Origin of the sequence: Obesumbacterium proteus (genome assembly GCF_001586165.1) — a bacterium.
Classification (GTDB): domain Bacteria; phylum Pseudomonadota; class Gammaproteobacteria; order Enterobacterales; family Enterobacteriaceae; genus Hafnia; species Hafnia protea.
On sequence record NZ_CP014608.1, the window covers coordinates 4,718,675 to 4,736,148 of the forward strand.

The following is a 17,474-nucleotide window of genomic DNA, read 5'->3' on the forward strand; positions in this document are numbered from 1 at the left end:
TAGATGGAAAGTTCGGACGTTCCTGTTCCGACTTTGAATTGGCTTTTTGTTGCTTGATAAATAGATATTGGTCAAACCACTGCTCATGATTGGTTAGGGCAATACTCATTTCGCAGCGGTGGCTAAGATAACTTGTCATACAGATTTAAAAGTTGAGAGCCATCACAAAAACCATTTTTGGATTAAGGAATAATAAACACACACTTTAGCCACGCAGGAAAGTGGCTTCATAAGCGAAAGTGCTGAGTAATTATTCTGTTTTGTCGCTTTCATTACGCTAATCGCGGAAAAAGTTCTGGACGAGCGCCATAATTGGTGTGATAACTTTAGCCGCAAAAGAATAGCTCACCGAAGCGTTACGCTCCTGAGGAACCCGATTATGTCGCAGTTTTTAACCGAAGATTTCTTGCTTGATACCGAGTTTGCGCGCCGCCTGTACCACGGATACGCGGCTGAACAGCCAATTTTTGACTATCACTGTCATCTCCCTCCTGAGCAGATTGCACAGGATTATCGGTTTAAAAACCTGTATGACATCTGGTTAAAAGGCGACCACTATAAATGGCGTGCGATGCGCACCAACGGCGTTGCCGAGCGTCTGTGCACCGGTGACGCAAGCGATCGCGAGAAGTTTCAGGCATGGGCTGAAACCGTTCCTCATACCATTGGTAACCCGCTCTATCACTGGACACACCTAGAATTGCGTCGTCCATTTGGCATTACCGGCACCCTGCTCTCCGGTGCAACGGCTGACGACATCTGGAATCGCTGTAATGCGCTGCTTGAACGCGAAGAGTTCAGCGCTCGCGGTATCATGAAGCAGATGAATGTCAAAATGGTGGGAACGACGGACGATCCTATTGACGATCTGAGCCACCATAAAATCATCGCGGAAGACAGCAGCTTTGACGTCAAAGTGCTGCCGAGCTGGCGTCCAGATAAAGCCTTTAACATTGATGCCGCGATCTTCCCTGAATATATGCAAAAACTGAGCGCAGCCGCTGACGTTGATATCCGTAAATTCAGCGATGTCTGCGATGCGCTTAAAATTCGGATGGACCACTTTGCTGCGCATGGCTGCAAGGTGTCTGACCACGCGCTTGATGTGGTTATGTACGGCGAAGCCGACGAAACCACGTTGAACGATATTCTGACCCGTCGCCTAGAAGGCAAAATGCCAACCGAGCAAGAAGTTGCTCAGTTCAAAACGGCTGTGCTGCTGTTCTTGGGTGCTGAATACCACAAACGCGGTTGGGTGCAGCAATACCACATTGGCGCGCTGCGCAATAACAACTCTCGCATGTTTGAAACCGTTGGTCCTGATATCGGTTTTGACTCTATCCATGACGCACCGGTGGCTTTCGCCCTTTCTCGCTTGCTCGATGCGCAAAGCCGCTCTACTGGCTTAGCGAAAACCATTATCTATTGCCTGAATCCACGTGATAACGAAGTCATCGGCACCATGATCGGTAACTTCCAAGGCGAAGGCATGGCAGGGAAAATGCAGTTCGGTTCCGGCTGGTGGTTCAACGATCAGAAAGACGGTATGCAGCGCCAGATGACTCAGCTCGCCCAACTTGGTTTGCTGAGCCGCTTCGTTGGCATGCTTACCGATAGCCGCAGCTTCCTGTCTTACACCCGCCACGAATATTTCCGCCGCATCCTGTGCCAAATGATTGGCCGCTGGGTTGCCGATGGTGAAGCTCCGGCAGACATCGAATTGCTGGGTAATATGGTGAAAAACATCTGCTTCGATAATGCCAAAAACTATTTTGCGATTGAGTTGTAATTATCCTAGGGCGGTTTAGCCGCCCCTTTTTTTCTATACCCACAATAATTCGAGTTGCAGGAAGGCGGCAACGCAGTGAATCCCTAGGAGCTTACTTGAGTCAGTGACTAGGGTGAGCGAGGAAAGCCAACGCACATGCAACTTGAAGTATGAAGGGTATAACACCCAACGCTTGTTCCTTTTATATGTTGAAGGCCACCAAATCGTGGCCCCTCTGAGGTAGATCCAGAATGCAAACTCTTAATCGTCGTGATTTTCCCGGCCGCCAGCACCCAGACAAAGTGATTCAGTTTGGTGAAGGCAATTTCCTACGTGCGTTTGTAGACTGGCAGTTGGATCTGCTGAATGAGCATACCGATTTGAATGCGGGAGTGGTGGTTGTACGCCCGCTAAATAGCAACTTTCCGCCGTCACTCAGCACGCAGGACGGTTTGTTTACCACGATTATTCGTGGTTTGAACGAACAAGGCGAAGCCGTTCGTGAGTCTCGTATCATTCGTAGCGTGAACCGCGAAATCAATATGTATCAAGACTTTGATGCCTATTTAGCACTGGCACACGATGCCAACATCCGCTTTGTGTTTTCGAACACCACCGAAGCGGGTATCAGCTACGTCGCCGAAGATAAGCTAACCGATACCCCACCGACCAGCTTCCCAGCCAAGCTGACACGCTTACTGTACGAGCGTTTTTGCCATTTCGATGGTGCCGCCGATAAAGGTTGGGTATTGCTGCCATGCGAGTTAATCGACTACAACGGTGAAGCGCTGCGTGAGCTGGTGTTGCGCTATGCTCAGCAGTGGGATTTACCGTCAGAATTCATTCAGTGGTTAGAACAAAGCAACACGTTCTGCTCAACGCTGGTAGACCGTATCGTGACCGGATATCCACGCGACGAAGTCGAAGCATTGACGAACGAGCTGGGCTATCAAGACGCATTTTTAGATACCGCAGAGCACTTTTACCTGTTTGTCATCCAAGGCCCACAGTCACTGGCACAGGAACTTCGTTTAGATGCCTTTGCCAAGGATCATAAGCCGCTAAACATTCGCATCGTGGATGACATCAAGCCCTATAAAGAACGCAAAGTAGCGATCCTGAACGGGGCTCATACCGCACTGGTTCCAGTGGCATTCTTAGCCGGACTCAACACCGTGGGCGAAAGCATGAACGACGCTCAGATAACCGAGTTCGTCGAGAAAGCGATTAGCCAAGAAATCGTGCCAGTGCTCGATATGCCTGCCGATGAACTGAAATCATTTGCTGATGCGGTGCTAAGCCGTTTCCGTAACCCGTTCATTCAGCATCAGTTGTTATCTATTGCGCTAAACGGTATGACGAAATACCGCACCCGTATTCTGCCTCAGGTGCTGGCTTACCAGCAGCAAACGGGCAAGCTGCCTCAGCGTTTATGCTTTGCACTTGCCGCGTTGATCGCGTTCTACCGTGGCGAACGTGACGGCGAAAGCTATCCGTTGCAAGATGATGCGCATTGGCTCGAACGTTATCACTCCGGCTGGAGCGCAGTAAAAGCAGGCAGTGAAAGTTTGGAAAGCTTCGTGCAAAAAATTCTGAGCGACGCCGATCACTGGGGGCAAGATCTTAACCAGATCCCTGAGATGACCCAAACCATCAGCGGATACTTACAGCAAATTGAACAGCACGGTATGCGTTCTGCCGTTTCATCATTATCCGTTACTGCCTGAGCTGAATTGAATTATGCAAAATATGCCAAGCGTTATTAAAATTCATCCGCTGGATAACGTCGCCGTTGCCCTACGCGATCTCAGCGCAGGTGAAACCCTTAGCGTGGAATCACAGTCCATTCATCTACTGAGCGACATTGCTCGTGGGCACAAATTTGCCCTCGCGCCGTTAGCATCGGGTGACATGATTGTGAAATATGGCTTGCCCATCGGTCATGCCTTAACGGCGATTGCCGCGGGTGAGCATATTCATTCGCAAAATGCGAAAACCAACCTTAACGATCTGGATCAGTATCAATACCAGCCAGATTTTGCCGATCTTCCGGCGCAGATGGCCGATCGTGACGTACAGATCTACCGCCGACAAAACGGCGATGTAGGGATCCGTAATGAACTTTGGATCTTACCTACCGTTGGCTGCGTTAACGGTATGGCTCGTCAGATGCTAACCCGCTTTTTGAAAGAAACCGGCGATGCAGAAGGCATCGACGGCGCTTATTTATTTACTCATCCATTTGGTTGCTCACAGTTGGGCGACGACCACATCAATACCCGCACCATGCTACAAAACATGGTGCGCCACCCTAACGCCGGTGCTGTCCTGGTCGTTGGGTTGGGCTGTGAGAATAACCAAATTGCGGCTTTCCGTGACACGCTGGGTGAATACGATGCCAGCCGCGTGCATTTCATGGTATGTCAGCAGCAGGATGACGAAGTTGAAGCCGGTATCGAACATCTGCATCAGCTTTATCAAGTGATGCGCAACGATCGCCGTGAAGCTGGCAAACTCAGCGAGTTGAAATTTGGCTTAGAGTGCGGAGGATCTGATGGCTTATCCGGCATTACCGCTAATCCTCTGCTGGGCCGTTTCTCTGATTATGTGATAGCCAACGGCGGCACCAGCGTTCTCACCGAAGTACCTGAAATGTTTGGCGCTGAGCGCATTCTGATGAGCCGTTGCCGCGATGAATCAACGTTTGAAAAAACCGTCGATATGGTTAACAACTTCAAACAATACTTCATCGAACACAACCAGCCTATTTATGAAAATCCATCTCCGGGCAACAAAGCGGGCGGTATCACCACGCTGGAAGAGAAATCCTTAGGCTGTACACAAAAAGCAGGTCAGAGTCAGGTTATCGACGTGCTGCGCTATGGCGAAAGGTTAAAAACGCCGGGGCTGAATCTGCTGAGTGCACCGGGCAACGATGCGGTTGCCACCAGCGCATTGGCCGGAGCCGGATGCCATATGGTGCTGTTTAGCACCGGTCGCGGTACGCCATACGGCGGCTTCGTTCCAACCGTGAAGCTGGCGACCAATACCGAAATCGCAACCAAAAAACCGCACTGGATCGACTTCGATGCAGGTCAGTTGTTGCATGGTAAAACCATGGATCAGCTGTTGGTTTCATTCATTGATATGATCGTCAATATTGCCAATGGTCATCAGACACGCAACGAAATTAATGACTTCCGCGAACTGGCCATTTTTAAGAGCGGTGTAACGCTGTAAAACCATAGTCATCGTCGCTCGCAAAAACGGCGTTCGTGTGAACGCCGTTTTTCTATATGAAGCGGCATGAAGAAAGGATTAAAGGGAGTTAGATATGCACAGCTACGAGTGGTTTGCGCAGGGCGTGGGCGTTTTTGCTTTTCTGGTGGGTATCACCACTTTCTTCAATCGCAATGAGCTGCGCTTTAAATACCAACTCTCTATTTACTCAGCCATTATTGGCCTGCATTTTTTCCTGATGGGCGCGCATTCAGCCGCTGCTGCCGCCGAGCTTAATGCCATTCGTACCGTGATATCTACCCGCACACGCAGCAATTGGGTGATGTTTATTTTTATTGCCCTCACGCTGGGATTTGGCGGCTATAGCCTACAGCACGCAATGGAGCTGCTGCCAATTATCGGCACCGTTGCCAGTACCTGGGCGCTTTTCCGAACCAAAGGATTAACCACGCGCTGCGTTATGTGGTGCTCCACGGCTTGCTGGGTCACGCACAATATTTGGCTGGGATCGATTGGTGGTTCACTGATTGAAGGAAGTTTTTTGCTGATGAACGGCTTCAATATTATCCGTTTTCGCCGCATGCAGCTGCGCGGTATCGATCCGTTTAAAGTCGAAGGTAAGGCTTAGCGATAGAGACATGCCAGATCGTTTAAGAGATCGAGATACACGGGTCTACCACCCCGCGGGGCGCTCCCCCTAAAATCAGGCTATCAAATAATCGGCATTAATCTATCGAGAGGTCAAAACCTCCAGCCCAACGAGCGGGCTGGAGATTGAGTAGAACCATTACAGCGCGAGGAAGAATCCAGCGATTGTGGCGCTCATCAGGTTTGATAACGTCCCTGCGGCTACGGCTTTCAGACCGAAGCGGGCGATATCATGACGACGCGTAGGCGCCATGCTTCCCAAGCCTCCAAGCAAAATAGCCACCGAGGAGAGGTTAGCAAATCCGCACAGTGCAAAGGAGATAATCGCTTTGGTATGGTCAGAAAGAACCTGTAAGCCCGCGGCGGTCACTTCTGCATCCGCCTTGAGATATTCACCAAAGTTCATGAATGCTACAAACTCATTCACGATAATCTTCTGACCAATGAAGGAACCTGCAATCTGGGATTCACTCCACGGCACACCAATCAGATAAGCAATCGGCGAGAAGACCCAACCTAAGATCAATTCCAGCGACAGCTGTGGATAGTCGAACCAACCACCGATGCCGCCCAGCATGCCGTTGACCAGCGCGATCAGCGCGATAAATGCCAACAGCATGGCACCCACGTTCAACGCCAACTGCATACCGGATGCCGCACCCGCTGCTGCCGCATCAATCACGTTAGCCGGACGATCTTCTTCAGCAATCAGCGCCGCTGCGTCAGTTTTGTCGTGAGTTTTTTCTGTTTCAGGCACAATCAGCTTGGCAAAGAGTAAGCCGCCCGGAGCCGCCATAAATGACGCCGCAATCAGATACTCTAACGGCACGCCCATTTGCGCATAGCCTGCCAATACCGAACCCGCCACCGAAGCTAAACCACCACACATTACGGCAAACAGCTCAGATTGCGTCATAGTGGCGATATAAGGACGAACCACCAGCGGTGCTTCAGTCTGACCCACAAAGATATTTGCGGTTGCAGACAGGGATTCTGTGCGGGAAGTGCCCAACAGTTTCTGTAAACCGCCGCCGAGTAAACGGATAACGATTTGCATGATGCCGAGGTAATACAGCACGGCAATTAATGAGGAGAAGAAAACAATAACGGGCAAAACACGCAGTGCGAATACAAACCCGCCACCGCCGAAGACTTCAAACATTTTGTCAGACACCAGCCCGCCAAAAATAAATGAAATCCCTTCATTTCCGTAGGCAATCACGTTGGCGACGCCGGAGGACATGGCACCCAACACATCCCGCCCAGTGGGAACATAAAGCACGAACGCGCCGATAACGACCTGAATAAGAAATGCGCCAATCACGGTGCGTAGGTTGATAGCACGACGATTGCTCGAAAGTAGCACGGCAATCAGAATGAGTACCGCCATCCCTACCACGCTCATAATAAGTTGCATGGAATAGTCCCTGTAACGCGTTAGATTTTTTGATTGAGTATCGACGAAAGATTCACATTGCCGATGGCGGCGATTATACCGAGGAGAGAAGAATTATTGGTCAGCGCTGTCACAGTTTTATACAACCTGAAGCATCCAAAATCATTAAAATGAGACACACATCACATCAATAAAAATGAATAATTCAGCTGCATTTAGAATAGTTAGCAATGAATCTAAAGCTACGCGGAAATACCGAATAATCTATCAGTATTTACCAATATGGCCTCAGCAATCACTGCAGGAGATTCGGGCCTGAGCTGGCATAGCGTTTCGAACACCTGACGCACGCGTTCAGGGCGGTTGGGCTGGCCTTGATAACCCGCCAATGACATGTCGGGGGCATCGGTTTCCAGCAGTAATGCGCTTAATGGCAATTGGGCAATCACCTGCCGCGTTTTCTGCGCTCGTTCGTAGGTTATCGTGCCACCAACGCCGATAAAATAGCCTAACTTAATGAAAGCCTGTGCCTGAGAAAGGCTGCCAGAAAAACCGTGTACCACGCCACATCGCGGTACCGCTGCATGTCTCAACTCACGGGCTAGCTGATCGTGGGAGCGACGCGAATGCAGGATCACCGGTAAATCATATTGCTTCGCCAGTTTTAGCTGAGCTTTTAGCAATGAAATTTGTCGCTCAAGCTGTGGGTCATCCATAAACAAATCAAGACCAATCTCACCGATTGCCACCAGCTTATTGGGTTTCAGCGCCAATGCTTGTGCCAGAATATCAATGTCCTGCTCACGATGCTGGGCGATATACAGCGGATGAAGGCCTAACGCGGCGTACAGCATCGAGTAACGGTTCGCCAGTTCGAGCACTTGCTGAAAACGCTGTGCGCTGATGGTGGGAACGATGATGCTACGCACTCCCTGTGCGTAGGCTAGCTCAAGGCTTGCAAACTCATTACCGCTAAAGGGCGGGAAATCAAAGTGGCAGTGAGTATCAACGAACTGTGCAGCAGCCATAGGATCTGTCACGTCGAACTGTCCTGCGAAGAAGGTTTATCTGCTTTTTTGGCAGCGCTAGGGTCAATGGTGGTTTGCCGAGTACTTTTATCCAGATGCACGCTGTCAGGCAATATCAGAGACTTCTCCGCCACCATATTGGTTTGCGGTTCCGGCAGAACAATGCCATTTTTAGCTGCCGAGTGCGTTGACGCCACAATCGGCATTTCAGGAGAAATCGTATCTGACGGCTGTAGTAGGCGACGAGAGAACGCCCGTTTGTCTACATTAGGCTGATCTTCTCGTGGCAATAGCCAATGTCCAACGGTGGCTAAGAAATAGCGACCGCAGCGGCGTCCGAGATGATAATCCGCATTTAAGGCAGCAATTTTGCTCCCTAGCGCATGGCTCGCCAACGGCTTCGGCGGATAGATTTCAAACACCCTCACCTTACCCGGCGGTTTCTCAATGAAGCGCTGAATACGACGATAGCTTTTCTCGTGGTACTTCATCATCTTGACCATTTGCTGCAGGCTACTTTCACCCAGCAGGCCTTCCATTCTGCGCATCCATTTTGGGGTATAGAACATTTGCGATGGCACGGTACGTATCACCACAATGGTATCCGCACCGCGTCGGTGAGCTTCACGCACCGGGATCGCATCGCTGATCCCACCATCTTGATAACTCACACCGTCTAATTCAACGCCCCAGCGATAAAACCCTGGGATCGCGCTGCTAGCTTTGATCACATCCAGCCAATTTTTACGCTGAGCAGGAAAATAGGTAGGGGCGAAATCTTCAGTGCGGCTGGCACACATCAATAACTGACGGCCATCGACTAAATGTTGTTCCGCATAATCCATCGCTAACGGCAGATCGTTGGCAGTCGCTTCAATTAACCAATCAAGATCGATTAAGTGCCCACCGCGGACAAAGCGTAACGGATTAAAGAAATCAATAGAGGTGGTATAGCGAGTGATGACGCGCCGAGCGTAGCCCGGTTGGCCACAGACAAAAGCGGAAAGGTTTTGTGCTCCGGCAGAAGTGCCGAGATAGAGATCGAAGGGGTTAAAGCGCGCACGCAAAAATTCATCCAGCACGCCAGCGGTAAAAATACCGCGCTGACCGCCGCCTTCACATACCAGCGCAATTTTACCCGGCTGGTAGGGTTTGTACGCTAGCGGCTCTATATTGCCCAGCGTAATCGGTATTCTGTATCCCAACCATCCATCCTCAATGAGTCTTCACATCCTCCGAGGATACCCTGTCTTGCGCAATTCCGTAATCCTCTTGCAGCAATCCAAGGAGGCAATCATTGTTGCCAGCAAGCCATTCGCCGTCACTGTCAAGCCATTCAGCCAGAGTAGACCTGACTTGACCGCGAATCTGTTTCCACTTACCGACAACAATGTCACCGTTCATATTTACAAACCTTTTGTGCTTTCCATTAAAAATGGATGGCGGATTTGGTCTTGATACCCCTATCGCTCATGTCGAATCATCCTAACAATGAGCGCTAAAGGTATCCTTACCTAAGGACGACGACGTCCTGTAAATAGGCTGACCAAGAACAGAATAATACCCACTACAAACACCACTTTAGCTGCCCACGCCGCTGTACCGGCCAGACCACCAAAACCTAATGCTGCAGCGATTAATGCAATGATTAAAAAGATAATTCCCCAACGAAACATATGCTCTCCTTACCTTGCCTAAAATAAAAATGAAGTGTCGACCAACGACGCTCTTCTCTTTGTTTCTAAAAGGTCTTTGTTTCTCATAGGTAATCACACCGAACGCGCTCATAAGAGATGCGTCCAGGGAAAGCAGATTACTGTTTTACCGTCAGATCATTTTTAACGCTTTTTACACCTTCCACCGCGCTAGCAACACTTTCAGCACGATCGGATTCAGCTTTGGTTTTCACCGTACCGGAAAGCTGTACCAAGCCATTTTCGGTTTCCACTTTCACATTACGTGATGGGACGATGTCATCAGCCAGTAATTTCGCTTTTACTTCGCTAGTGATCGCCGTGTCGCTGGCGTATCCGCTAACGCTGGCCTTGGTGCTATCTTTCACGTGCAGCTTATCGCTCACGGATTTAACGCCTTCAACACCTTTCGCCAGAGTCACTGCGCGTTCTGCCTGATCTTGTGAAGAGACAAAACCGTTCAGGGTAACGACACCTTTGTTGGTATTTACAGAGATATCGTTGCTTTTGATATCTTTGGCATCAACCAGTGCACTTTTAACTTTAGCGGTAATCCCGCTATCGTCCATGTAACCATCAACTTTCTTCATGGAGCTATCGATTTTCGCACCGGTAGAGTCAGCCGCGCTTTGTGCTTTCTGCATTAAGGTTTCTTCTGCCATAGCACTACCGCTAACCAGTACAGAACCTAAAACAATTGCCATCATTGAACGTGCAAACTTGGTATTTTTCATCGATTTCTTCCTTTTGATTTCAGTAACGGCTTAACGCCGTGGGCCGTATTTCTTTCAGCCCTTAATCACATCGTCTCATCGGAGACTCGCTGTGCTAATGCTTAAAAACGTAGCCTGTCGTTCGCCATCGGCTCAGTGAGAAGTAGTCAAACCAGCAATTAACAAACAAACGATTAACAAATCACGGAATGAAAACACGTCTTGTAGACGACACCATCATCCATTTTTCAAACTATCAATCGTTAGTCTGCTGATTCAAAATCAATACGTTATGCATCTACTGTCACCTTGGCAAAGCACTCAACTGTTAAACTAATCTAATCAAACCGATTAATTCTCGGTGTCATGCGCCACTGGAATAACTATAGCCCAGTAACAAAAAAATGCAGTTTAGATCACAATAACCGGCGTTTTTTTGTGCAAAAAAGCGGCTTATTAAGACGATTCTGCGAATTTTGGGTATAAAAAAACCGCACATAAGTGCGGTTTATCAGCAAATTCAGCAGAAAAATTACACGAACAAAACGATTAATGCTCGCGAGTTTTGCGGAATTTCACTTCAGGATAGCGTTCGCTAGCCAGATTAAGGTTAACCATCGTTGGCGCAATATAGGCTAAATTATCACCGCCATCCAACGCCAAGTTCAGCTCATTCTTACGTTTGAACTCTTCGAATTTCTTCACGTCATCGCACTCAACCCAACGTGCGGTTGAAACGTTGACGGATTCGTAGATAGCTTCAACGTTATATTCGCTTTTCAGACGTGCTACCACCACTTCAAACTGCAGCACACCGACTGCACCAACGATCAGATCGTTGTTATGAATTGGGCGGAACACCTGCACCGCACCCTCTTCTGACAGCTGAACCAAACCTTTTAGCAGCTGTTTCTGTTTCAGAGGATCGCGCAGACGAATACGACGGAACAGCTCTGGCGCAAAGTTCGGGATACCGGTGAACTTCATATCTTCACCCTGAGTGAAGGTATCACCAATCTGAATCGTGCCGTGGTTATGCAAACCAATGATGTCGCCCGCATAGGCTTCTTCAAGGTGCGAACGGTCACCGGCCATAAAGGTCAGGGCGTCAGAGATCACCACGTCTTTGCCCGTGCGGACCTGACGCAGTTTCATGCTTTTTTCATAACGGCCAGACACCACGCGCATAAAGGCTACGCGGTCACGGTGTTTAGGGTCCATGTTGGCCTGAATTTTAAACACAAAACCGGTGAACTTCTCTTCATCAGCGCTAACTACGCGAGTATCGGTCTTACGTGGCATTGGCGCAGGAGCCCAATCCACCAAACCATCAAGCATATGGTCAACACCAAAGTTACCCAGCGCCGTACCAAAGAAGACAGGGGTCAATTCACCATTGAGGAAATCGTCCTTATCAAATTCAGCCGCAGCGCCTTTCACCAACTCAAGCTCGCCACGCAGCTGCTCTGCCAGATCGTCGCCAACGGCAGCGTCTAGATCAGGGTTGTCCAAACCTTTAACGATGCGGACTTCCTGAATAGTGTGGCCTTTACCTGTTTGATACAGATAGGTTTCGTCTTTATAAAGGTGATAAACACCCTTAAACGATTTACCGCAGCCGATTGGCCAAGTGATTGGCGCACATACAATACGCAGCTCGTTTTCGACTTCGTCCAGTAACTCCATCGGATCGCGAATTTCGCGGTCGACTTTGTTCATGAAGGTCAAGATCGGCGTATCACGCAGACGCGTAACTTCCATCAGCTTACGGGTACGATCTTCGACACCTTTTGCCGCATCAATTACCATCAAGCAGCAGTCAACGGCGGTCAGGGTACGATAGGTATCTTCAGAGAAGTCTTCGTGCCCTGGGGTGTCGAGCAGGTTTACCAAGCAATCGTGGTAAGGGAACTGCATCACCGAGGTGGTAATCGAAATACCACGTTGTTTTTCCATCTCCATCCAGTCAGATTTAGCATGCTGGTTGGAGCCGCGCCCTTTTACCGTACCCGCGGTTTGAATAGCCTGTCCGAATAACAGAACTTTTTCAGTGATCGTGGTTTTACCGGCATCGGGGTGAGAAATAATTGCGAAAGTGCGGCGTTTAGCCACTTCGCGAGCGTATTCACTAGGAGACATGTTTTTACGTTCTATCGTTAGCCACCCTGCGCCAACGCCCGTAATTCAGACGATTTATTGTTACGCAAAGCGGGAATAAAAAAGGTATAGCGGGCTATTTTCCCTGATTTAGTCAGGTTAGACAACGCGCAATAATGTAATTATCTGAGGAAAGGTCGTCAGCCCAGCGGTAGCGCCATAATACGGGCGTCTTCGCGGCCATCGGCGGTGGGGTAATAATTGCGACGTATTGAAACTTCGTTAAAGCCTAACGACTCATAAAGCGCGATCGCTGCGCGGTTAGAGTCTCGTACCTCTAGCCACAATGTCACGATGTCTTTTTCCTCGAGGCCTGCAATTAACGCATCCAGCAATTCACGGCCAAGTCCCTTGCGTTGGTACGAGGGAGCGACGGCGATGTTGAAAAGCGTGGCTTCATCGAGCACCACCTGCGTAATCGCAAAAGCCGCGAGTTTTCCATCACACTCTAATTTTAGATTGTAATAACGCTCCCCATGATTGCTGAGGAACGTTTTCTCCGTCCACGGAAACGCGTGGCTGGCACATTCGATGTCAAAAGCCGCTGTAAAATCAGCCTCGGTGAGAGGTGAGATCTCACGCTTTAGGGAAGAAATGTTGTTCATCATGACAAATTTGCTGCCATAGCGCGCGTTTAGCGCCTGAGTTATTGTAAAGCGCACTGAGCGCCGGAGAATGCAGCGTAGCGCTTGCGCGTTCGGTAGCCGGAGGATCGCCTAGCCACCAAACATAATATTCCGCACCATCATTAAGCATCGCGTACTGTTCAGGCGTGAGAATAACCGCCTGATCCGGTGTGAGCATCAATGCCTTGAGAACGTCACACAACAAAACGTCGTCGGGAGAAATCGGCTCCGCAGAAACAATTAACAAGCGGGTCGAGCTAGGTACACTCACCGCAATCTCGCCATGCAGCGCCGTTGGACGCCGCAGCACCCACTGAGTAATACCAAGCTGCTGTAAAAGAAGGTCGCGTCGGGTGGCCATACTGTCCTGCTAAAGTGTCAAAATGACGTTAAAGAAACGATATTGCCGCGTATTCTAGCAAAGCTAGCGAACCCGCGTCATTAAAGCTCAATCTCCTTGTTGCACGAAGCGGCGCGGTGTTGGCTGCAACTCCACGTAGTTTGGGTATATACTGCGCGGCTAGTTAACCTAAGGAAACACGTTTAATGTCATTATTTACCCCTGCCAGCGAAGTCATTCTGCGCCACAGCGAGGAATTCGAATCACGCCGAGTCCTCTTTGCAGGCGATTTACAAGATACCCTGCCAGCACAGTTTGAAGCGGCAGAGGTTCGTGTTCACACCAACCAATATCATCATTGGCAGCAACTGAGCCGCACTATGGCAGAGCGCTGCCAGTTTGGGCTAACGGCTGATGCAGAGCTGGTTGCCGATTGCGACACCCTGATTTACTACTGGCCAAAGAGCAAGCAAGAAGCACAGTTCCAGCTGCAAAACCTGTTCTCTTTGCTGCCGGTTGGCACTGAATTGTTTATCGTCGGCGAAAACCGCGCGGGCGTGCGTAGCGCCGAAGGTGTCATCGAAGCGTTTGGCCCGCTGAATAAAATCGACAGCGCGCGCCGCTGCGGTTTGTATCACGGCCGTTTAGAAAAACAGAGTGATTTCAAGCTCGAAGACTGGTGGGAGAACTACCAGACTGGCAGCCTGACTATCGCCACCTTACCGGGTGTATTTAGCCGCGACGGGCTGGATGTCGGCAGCCATCTGCTGCTGTCTTCGCTTGAACCACACATGAAAGGCAAAGTTCTAGACGTCGGCTGTGGTGCAGGCGTGCTGTCTGCCGCAATGGCAAAAATGTCACCGAAAATTAAGCTGACGCTAAGCGATGTCAGCGCTGCTGCGCTTGAATCTAGCCGTGCAACGCTTGCTGCTAACGAAATTCAGGGCGAAGTCATCGCCAGTAACGTCTATTCCGACATTACCGGACGCTTTGACATGATTATCTCGAACCCACCGTTCCATGACGGCATGCAAACCAGCTTAACCGCTGCTGAAACCCTGATCCGCGGCGCGGCTAAACAGCTGCAAATCGGCGGTGAACTGCGTATCGTGGCTAACGCCTTCCTGCCTTATCCGCAGCTGTTGGACGATGTTTTTGGCGCTCACGAAGTGCTTGCACAAACTGGCCGTTTCAAAGTGTATTCAGCGCGCTTAGGCCGTGCAGCCATGGCTAAGAAAAAACGTTAATTTCTGCATTTAGCTGGTAAACCTCGGTTTACCAGCGCCCCCTCCTGCTTTTCTGCATGCCGTGCTATTGATCACGATAATTCATTGTCCTATCGTGATTTACAAAATAAATGCCCACATTTTCAGCAAACGCGCATCAAACAAGCATTGATGGGGAAATAAGTGTTGACGTAACCGCGAAAATCTCTAGAATTCGCCTCCGTGGTTATGTTGCTGCAAAGCGACGTAAACGGTATGCGAAGGTGGCGGAATTGGTAGACGCGCTAGCTTCAGGTGTTAGTGTCCTTACGGACGTGAGGGTTCAAGTCCCTCTCTTCGCACCAAATAACCACAATGATTTATGCTTCACAGCATCTTGCGAAGGTGGCGGAATTGGTAGACGCGCTAGCTTCAGGTGTTAGTGTTCTTACGGACGTGAGGGTTCAAGTCCCTCTCTTCGCACCAAGCTGGTGAGCATAGTCAAACTGCAGTACAGAAAAGTAATCTGATGTGCGAAGGTGGCGGAATTGGTAGACGCGCTAGCTTCAGGTGTTAGTGTTCTTACGGACGTGAGGGTTCAAGTCCCTCTCTTCGCACCAACAGATTGTTTCTTCTTCCTCAGCTAGTCTTCTTCAAATCCCTTTGTTTTACTTTTTATCATTTCCCTTTCAATTCAAATAATTTCTCGCTCGTATATCCGCATATTAAATCCCAAAGTAATTGTAATTTAATGAAATTGTCGCTAATCCTCCCGCCAGAGCCAGCCCTGATGGCAGTAGCACATAGTTGCGCAGACGTGGATTAAACAGCATCGCTAGCGTGACCAACATTGCCAGCACCATCATGCCTTTTAAAAAAGATAAGTTGAGATTGGAAACAATCAGCATCGGGAGCACTAACGTTGGCAAGGTTATCCCCCAAATCCCGCTGAGAGATTTACACGCCCATAAACTTATCCCCCACACCACCAGAAACGCCATCGCAGCAATCAGCATAATCCGCACCATAGATGATAATAATTCCCAATATCATATACCGAGTCATAAACCGTTTCACCCATGAATTATGTATGTGTAAAGGCATAAAAGAGGCAGCTGCCGTGAAGCCATTGTCCGATTTTTACTCAAAAAATGACGATATAACCCACATTGATTACAAGCGCATGACATCTTAGATCAAAGCTGTTAGTTTTATCGCCACATCAGACATCCCTAAGAAAATTCTTGTCTAACAGCTAACTTATCTATGCCATTTTTTATTTTTATTTGAGCGATATTGACAGTCACGAGCCTTATTTAATGAACGCAAAAAACTACGACGACCTATTAAATAGCAAAAGCCATATGACATTTCTGCTATTTATCCTGTTAAATGGAGCTACATCGTTTTATGCGCTGCTCAATCCATTACAGACAGACCCGCCATATACGCTTGCGGGAATTGGCGTTTTTGTCTTTTGCCTATTTTCAGCCTTCTCATTGATATGGCATCGCGACAAATATCTGCTGAAGCTCAACGTCGCGTCGCTATTGCTAGGATTGCTGTGGTCTTTTCATATAGCTGCTAAATATCAGCATGTTGATGCCAACAGCCATGAATTTTTATTGATCAATCTGTTCAGCATATTCTTTATTGCTGCCGTCACGCTTTCTGACAACTTATTAGCGTTCTGCCTTAATGCCGTTCCCGTCGCAATGACCGTTATTGTGCTGGAAGACTTCCACAATATGACGCGCATTTTATTCGTTCTAACATTACCGATCATCGCACTGTCATTGCACCACGCAATGACGCGGCGGCGTGAGGCATTTACACGTAGGTTGGTCACTCAACTAGAACAAGACAGAGCGCGCTTCAGCGATCTCAGCATGATTGACCCCCTTACCACGTTGCTTAACCGCCGTGGTCTTGAGTTTCAATTCCATCATATGGGCAGCGATTGCGACACTGAGCATAAACATTTTGTCGTCATGTTAGATATTGATTTCTTTAAACTCTATAACGATCACTACGGTCATCAATACGGCGATATAGCGCTAAAAAGCATTGCTCAAATTATCAAAGAAGCCGTTCGTACCAGAGATTTGGCTATTCGTTATGGTGGCGAGGAGTTTTTACTTATTTTACGTGATGCGTCTGAAAGCCTCGCAATACAAATATGCGAGCATATTCGTTTGCACGTAGAACAGTTGGCGTTAATCAATGAATACCAGCCAAATGGAAGCAACGTGGTAACAATTTCAGCGGGGCTTTCTGAGATGTACGGCAATAATTTGGAAAATGCCATAACGCGTGCCGATCAGGCGCTGTACATATCAAAGCAGAAAGGTCGTAATAGAGTTTTATTGCAAAAAGAAACCTAATTTCTTTTTATAATCTGCTAGATAGGAAAATATTTTCTATCTAGCTAAGCACAGCCTATCCGCGATCGGTAGATAGGTTGGTTAAAATATAAATTATTATAAAAAATATAGTCCCGCACCGTAACTCACCTTTCCTTACTTGCCTATCTTATGGCGTCCACGATGTTGATGTCATTCATCTAGCTTCGTCATCACTATCGATTTGCGATTTCACCCAATTGGACGCTATGACACATTTCGTTCAATCACCATCTTGCGATTGATAATAGTTATCA

General features: G+C 48.7%; 15 protein-coding genes and 3 tRNA genes. 9 read left to right on the plus strand and 9 right to left on the minus strand.

The features are described from left to right. Positions 1-379 precede the first annotated feature (379 nt). The 4 genes from uxaC to DSM2777_RS22060 all read left to right on the plus strand — a co-directional run bounded on the left by uxaC (position 380) and on the right by DSM2777_RS22060 (position 5,636). The gene (uxaC, locus tag DSM2777_RS22045) at positions 380-1,789 is read left to right on the plus strand and encodes a glucuronate isomerase (protein ID WP_061555161.1); all 1,410 of its coding nucleotides are present in this window, start codon (positions 380-382) and stop codon (positions 1,787-1,789) included. 230 nt (positions 1,790-2,019) lie between these two features. Beyond that, positions 2,020-3,495 carry a tagaturonate reductase gene (locus DSM2777_RS22050; RefSeq protein WP_061555162.1) on the plus strand — a complete coding sequence of 492 codons (1,476 nt, stop codon included), beginning with the start codon at positions 2,020-2,022 and terminating at the stop codon, positions 3,493-3,495. 22 nt (positions 3,496-3,517) lie between these two features. Beyond that, entirely contained in the window at positions 3,518-5,008 is a 1,491-nt protein-coding gene (locus tag DSM2777_RS22055; RefSeq protein WP_046459869.1) for a UxaA family hydrolase, read from the plus strand. A 94-nt stretch (positions 5,009-5,102) separates the two neighbouring features. Beyond that, positions 5,103-5,636, plus strand: coding sequence for a YgjV family protein (locus tag DSM2777_RS22060; RefSeq protein ID WP_025799079.1), 534 nt, complete (start codon positions 5,103-5,105; stop codon positions 5,634-5,636). A gap of 159 nt (positions 5,637-5,795) precedes the next feature. Here DSM2777_RS22060 and DSM2777_RS22065 read toward each other — a convergent pair whose 3' ends face one another. From DSM2777_RS22065 to DSM2777_RS22100, 8 genes are all read right to left on the minus strand, one after another. Continuing rightward, the gene (locus DSM2777_RS22065; protein ID WP_174521889.1) at positions 5,796-7,061 is read right to left on the minus strand and encodes a NupC/NupG family nucleoside CNT transporter; all 1,266 of its coding nucleotides are present in this window, start codon (positions 7,059-7,061) and stop codon (positions 5,796-5,798) included. 233 nt (positions 7,062-7,294) lie between these two features. Continuing rightward, a complete protein-coding gene (locus DSM2777_RS22070; RefSeq protein WP_061555461.1) occupies positions 7,295-8,080 on the minus strand; it encodes a TatD family hydrolase in 786 nt (261 codons plus the stop codon). Between the two features lie 8 nt (positions 8,081-8,088). After that, positions 8,089-9,285: a patatin-like phospholipase family protein gene (locus tag DSM2777_RS22075; protein WP_046459852.1), complete on the minus strand. Its 1,197-nt coding sequence runs from the start codon at positions 9,283-9,285 to the stop codon at positions 8,089-8,091. Between the two features lie 309 nt (positions 9,286-9,594). Continuing rightward, the gene (locus DSM2777_RS23980) at positions 9,595-9,756 is read right to left on the minus strand and encodes a DUF1328 domain-containing protein (protein ID WP_004846733.1); all 162 of its coding nucleotides are present in this window, start codon (positions 9,754-9,756) and stop codon (positions 9,595-9,597) included. 137 nt (positions 9,757-9,893) lie between these two features. Beyond that, complete coding sequence (osmY, locus tag DSM2777_RS22085) at positions 9,894-10,508, minus strand: molecular chaperone OsmY (RefSeq protein ID WP_025799072.1); 615 nt, start codon at positions 10,506-10,508, stop codon at positions 9,894-9,896. Between the two features lie 528 nt (positions 10,509-11,036). Then, positions 11,037-12,626, minus strand: coding sequence for a peptide chain release factor 3 (gene prfC / locus DSM2777_RS22090; protein ID WP_046459851.1), 1,590 nt, complete (start codon positions 12,624-12,626; stop codon positions 11,037-11,039). A 158-nt stretch (positions 12,627-12,784) separates the two neighbouring features. After that, positions 12,785-13,252: a ribosomal protein S18-alanine N-acetyltransferase gene (gene rimI / locus DSM2777_RS22095; protein ID WP_082790905.1), complete on the minus strand. Its 468-nt coding sequence runs from the start codon at positions 13,250-13,252 to the stop codon at positions 12,785-12,787. Further along, a complete protein-coding gene (locus DSM2777_RS22100) occupies positions 13,221-13,631 on the minus strand; it encodes a DNA polymerase III subunit psi (protein WP_046459849.1) in 411 nt (136 codons plus the stop codon). Before DSM2777_RS22100 ends, rimI begins: the two co-directional genes overlap by 32 nt. 185 nt (positions 13,632-13,816) lie before the next feature. Here DSM2777_RS22100 and rsmC point away from each other — a divergent pair, with 185 nt between their 5' ends. The 4 genes from rsmC to DSM2777_RS22120 all read left to right on the plus strand — a co-directional run bounded on the left by rsmC (position 13,817) and on the right by DSM2777_RS22120 (position 15,435). After that, a complete protein-coding gene (rsmC, locus tag DSM2777_RS22105) occupies positions 13,817-14,857 on the plus strand; it encodes a 16S rRNA (guanine(1207)-N(2))-methyltransferase RsmC (protein ID WP_046459848.1) in 1,041 nt (346 codons plus the stop codon). A 236-nt stretch (positions 14,858-15,093) separates the two neighbouring features. Next, positions 15,094-15,180, plus strand: a tRNA-Leu gene (locus DSM2777_RS22110). Between the two features lie 34 nt (positions 15,181-15,214). Further along, positions 15,215-15,301 (plus strand) — tRNA-Leu (locus tag DSM2777_RS22115). 47 nt (positions 15,302-15,348) lie between these two features. Continuing rightward, positions 15,349-15,435, plus strand: a tRNA-Leu gene (locus DSM2777_RS22120). Between the two features lie 105 nt (positions 15,436-15,540). Here DSM2777_RS22120 and DSM2777_RS22125 read toward each other — a convergent pair. After that, complete coding sequence (locus tag DSM2777_RS22125) at positions 15,541-15,843, minus strand: DUF1435 family protein (protein WP_080950923.1); 303 nt, start codon at positions 15,841-15,843, stop codon at positions 15,541-15,543. A 336-nt stretch (positions 15,844-16,179) separates the two neighbouring features. On the opposite strand from DSM2777_RS22125, the gene DSM2777_RS22130 reads away from it, so the two are divergent. Beyond that, complete coding sequence (locus tag DSM2777_RS22130) at positions 16,180-17,199, plus strand: GGDEF domain-containing protein (RefSeq protein ID WP_237087798.1); 1,020 nt, start codon at positions 16,180-16,182, stop codon at positions 17,197-17,199. Positions 17,200-17,474 lie beyond the last annotated feature (275 nt).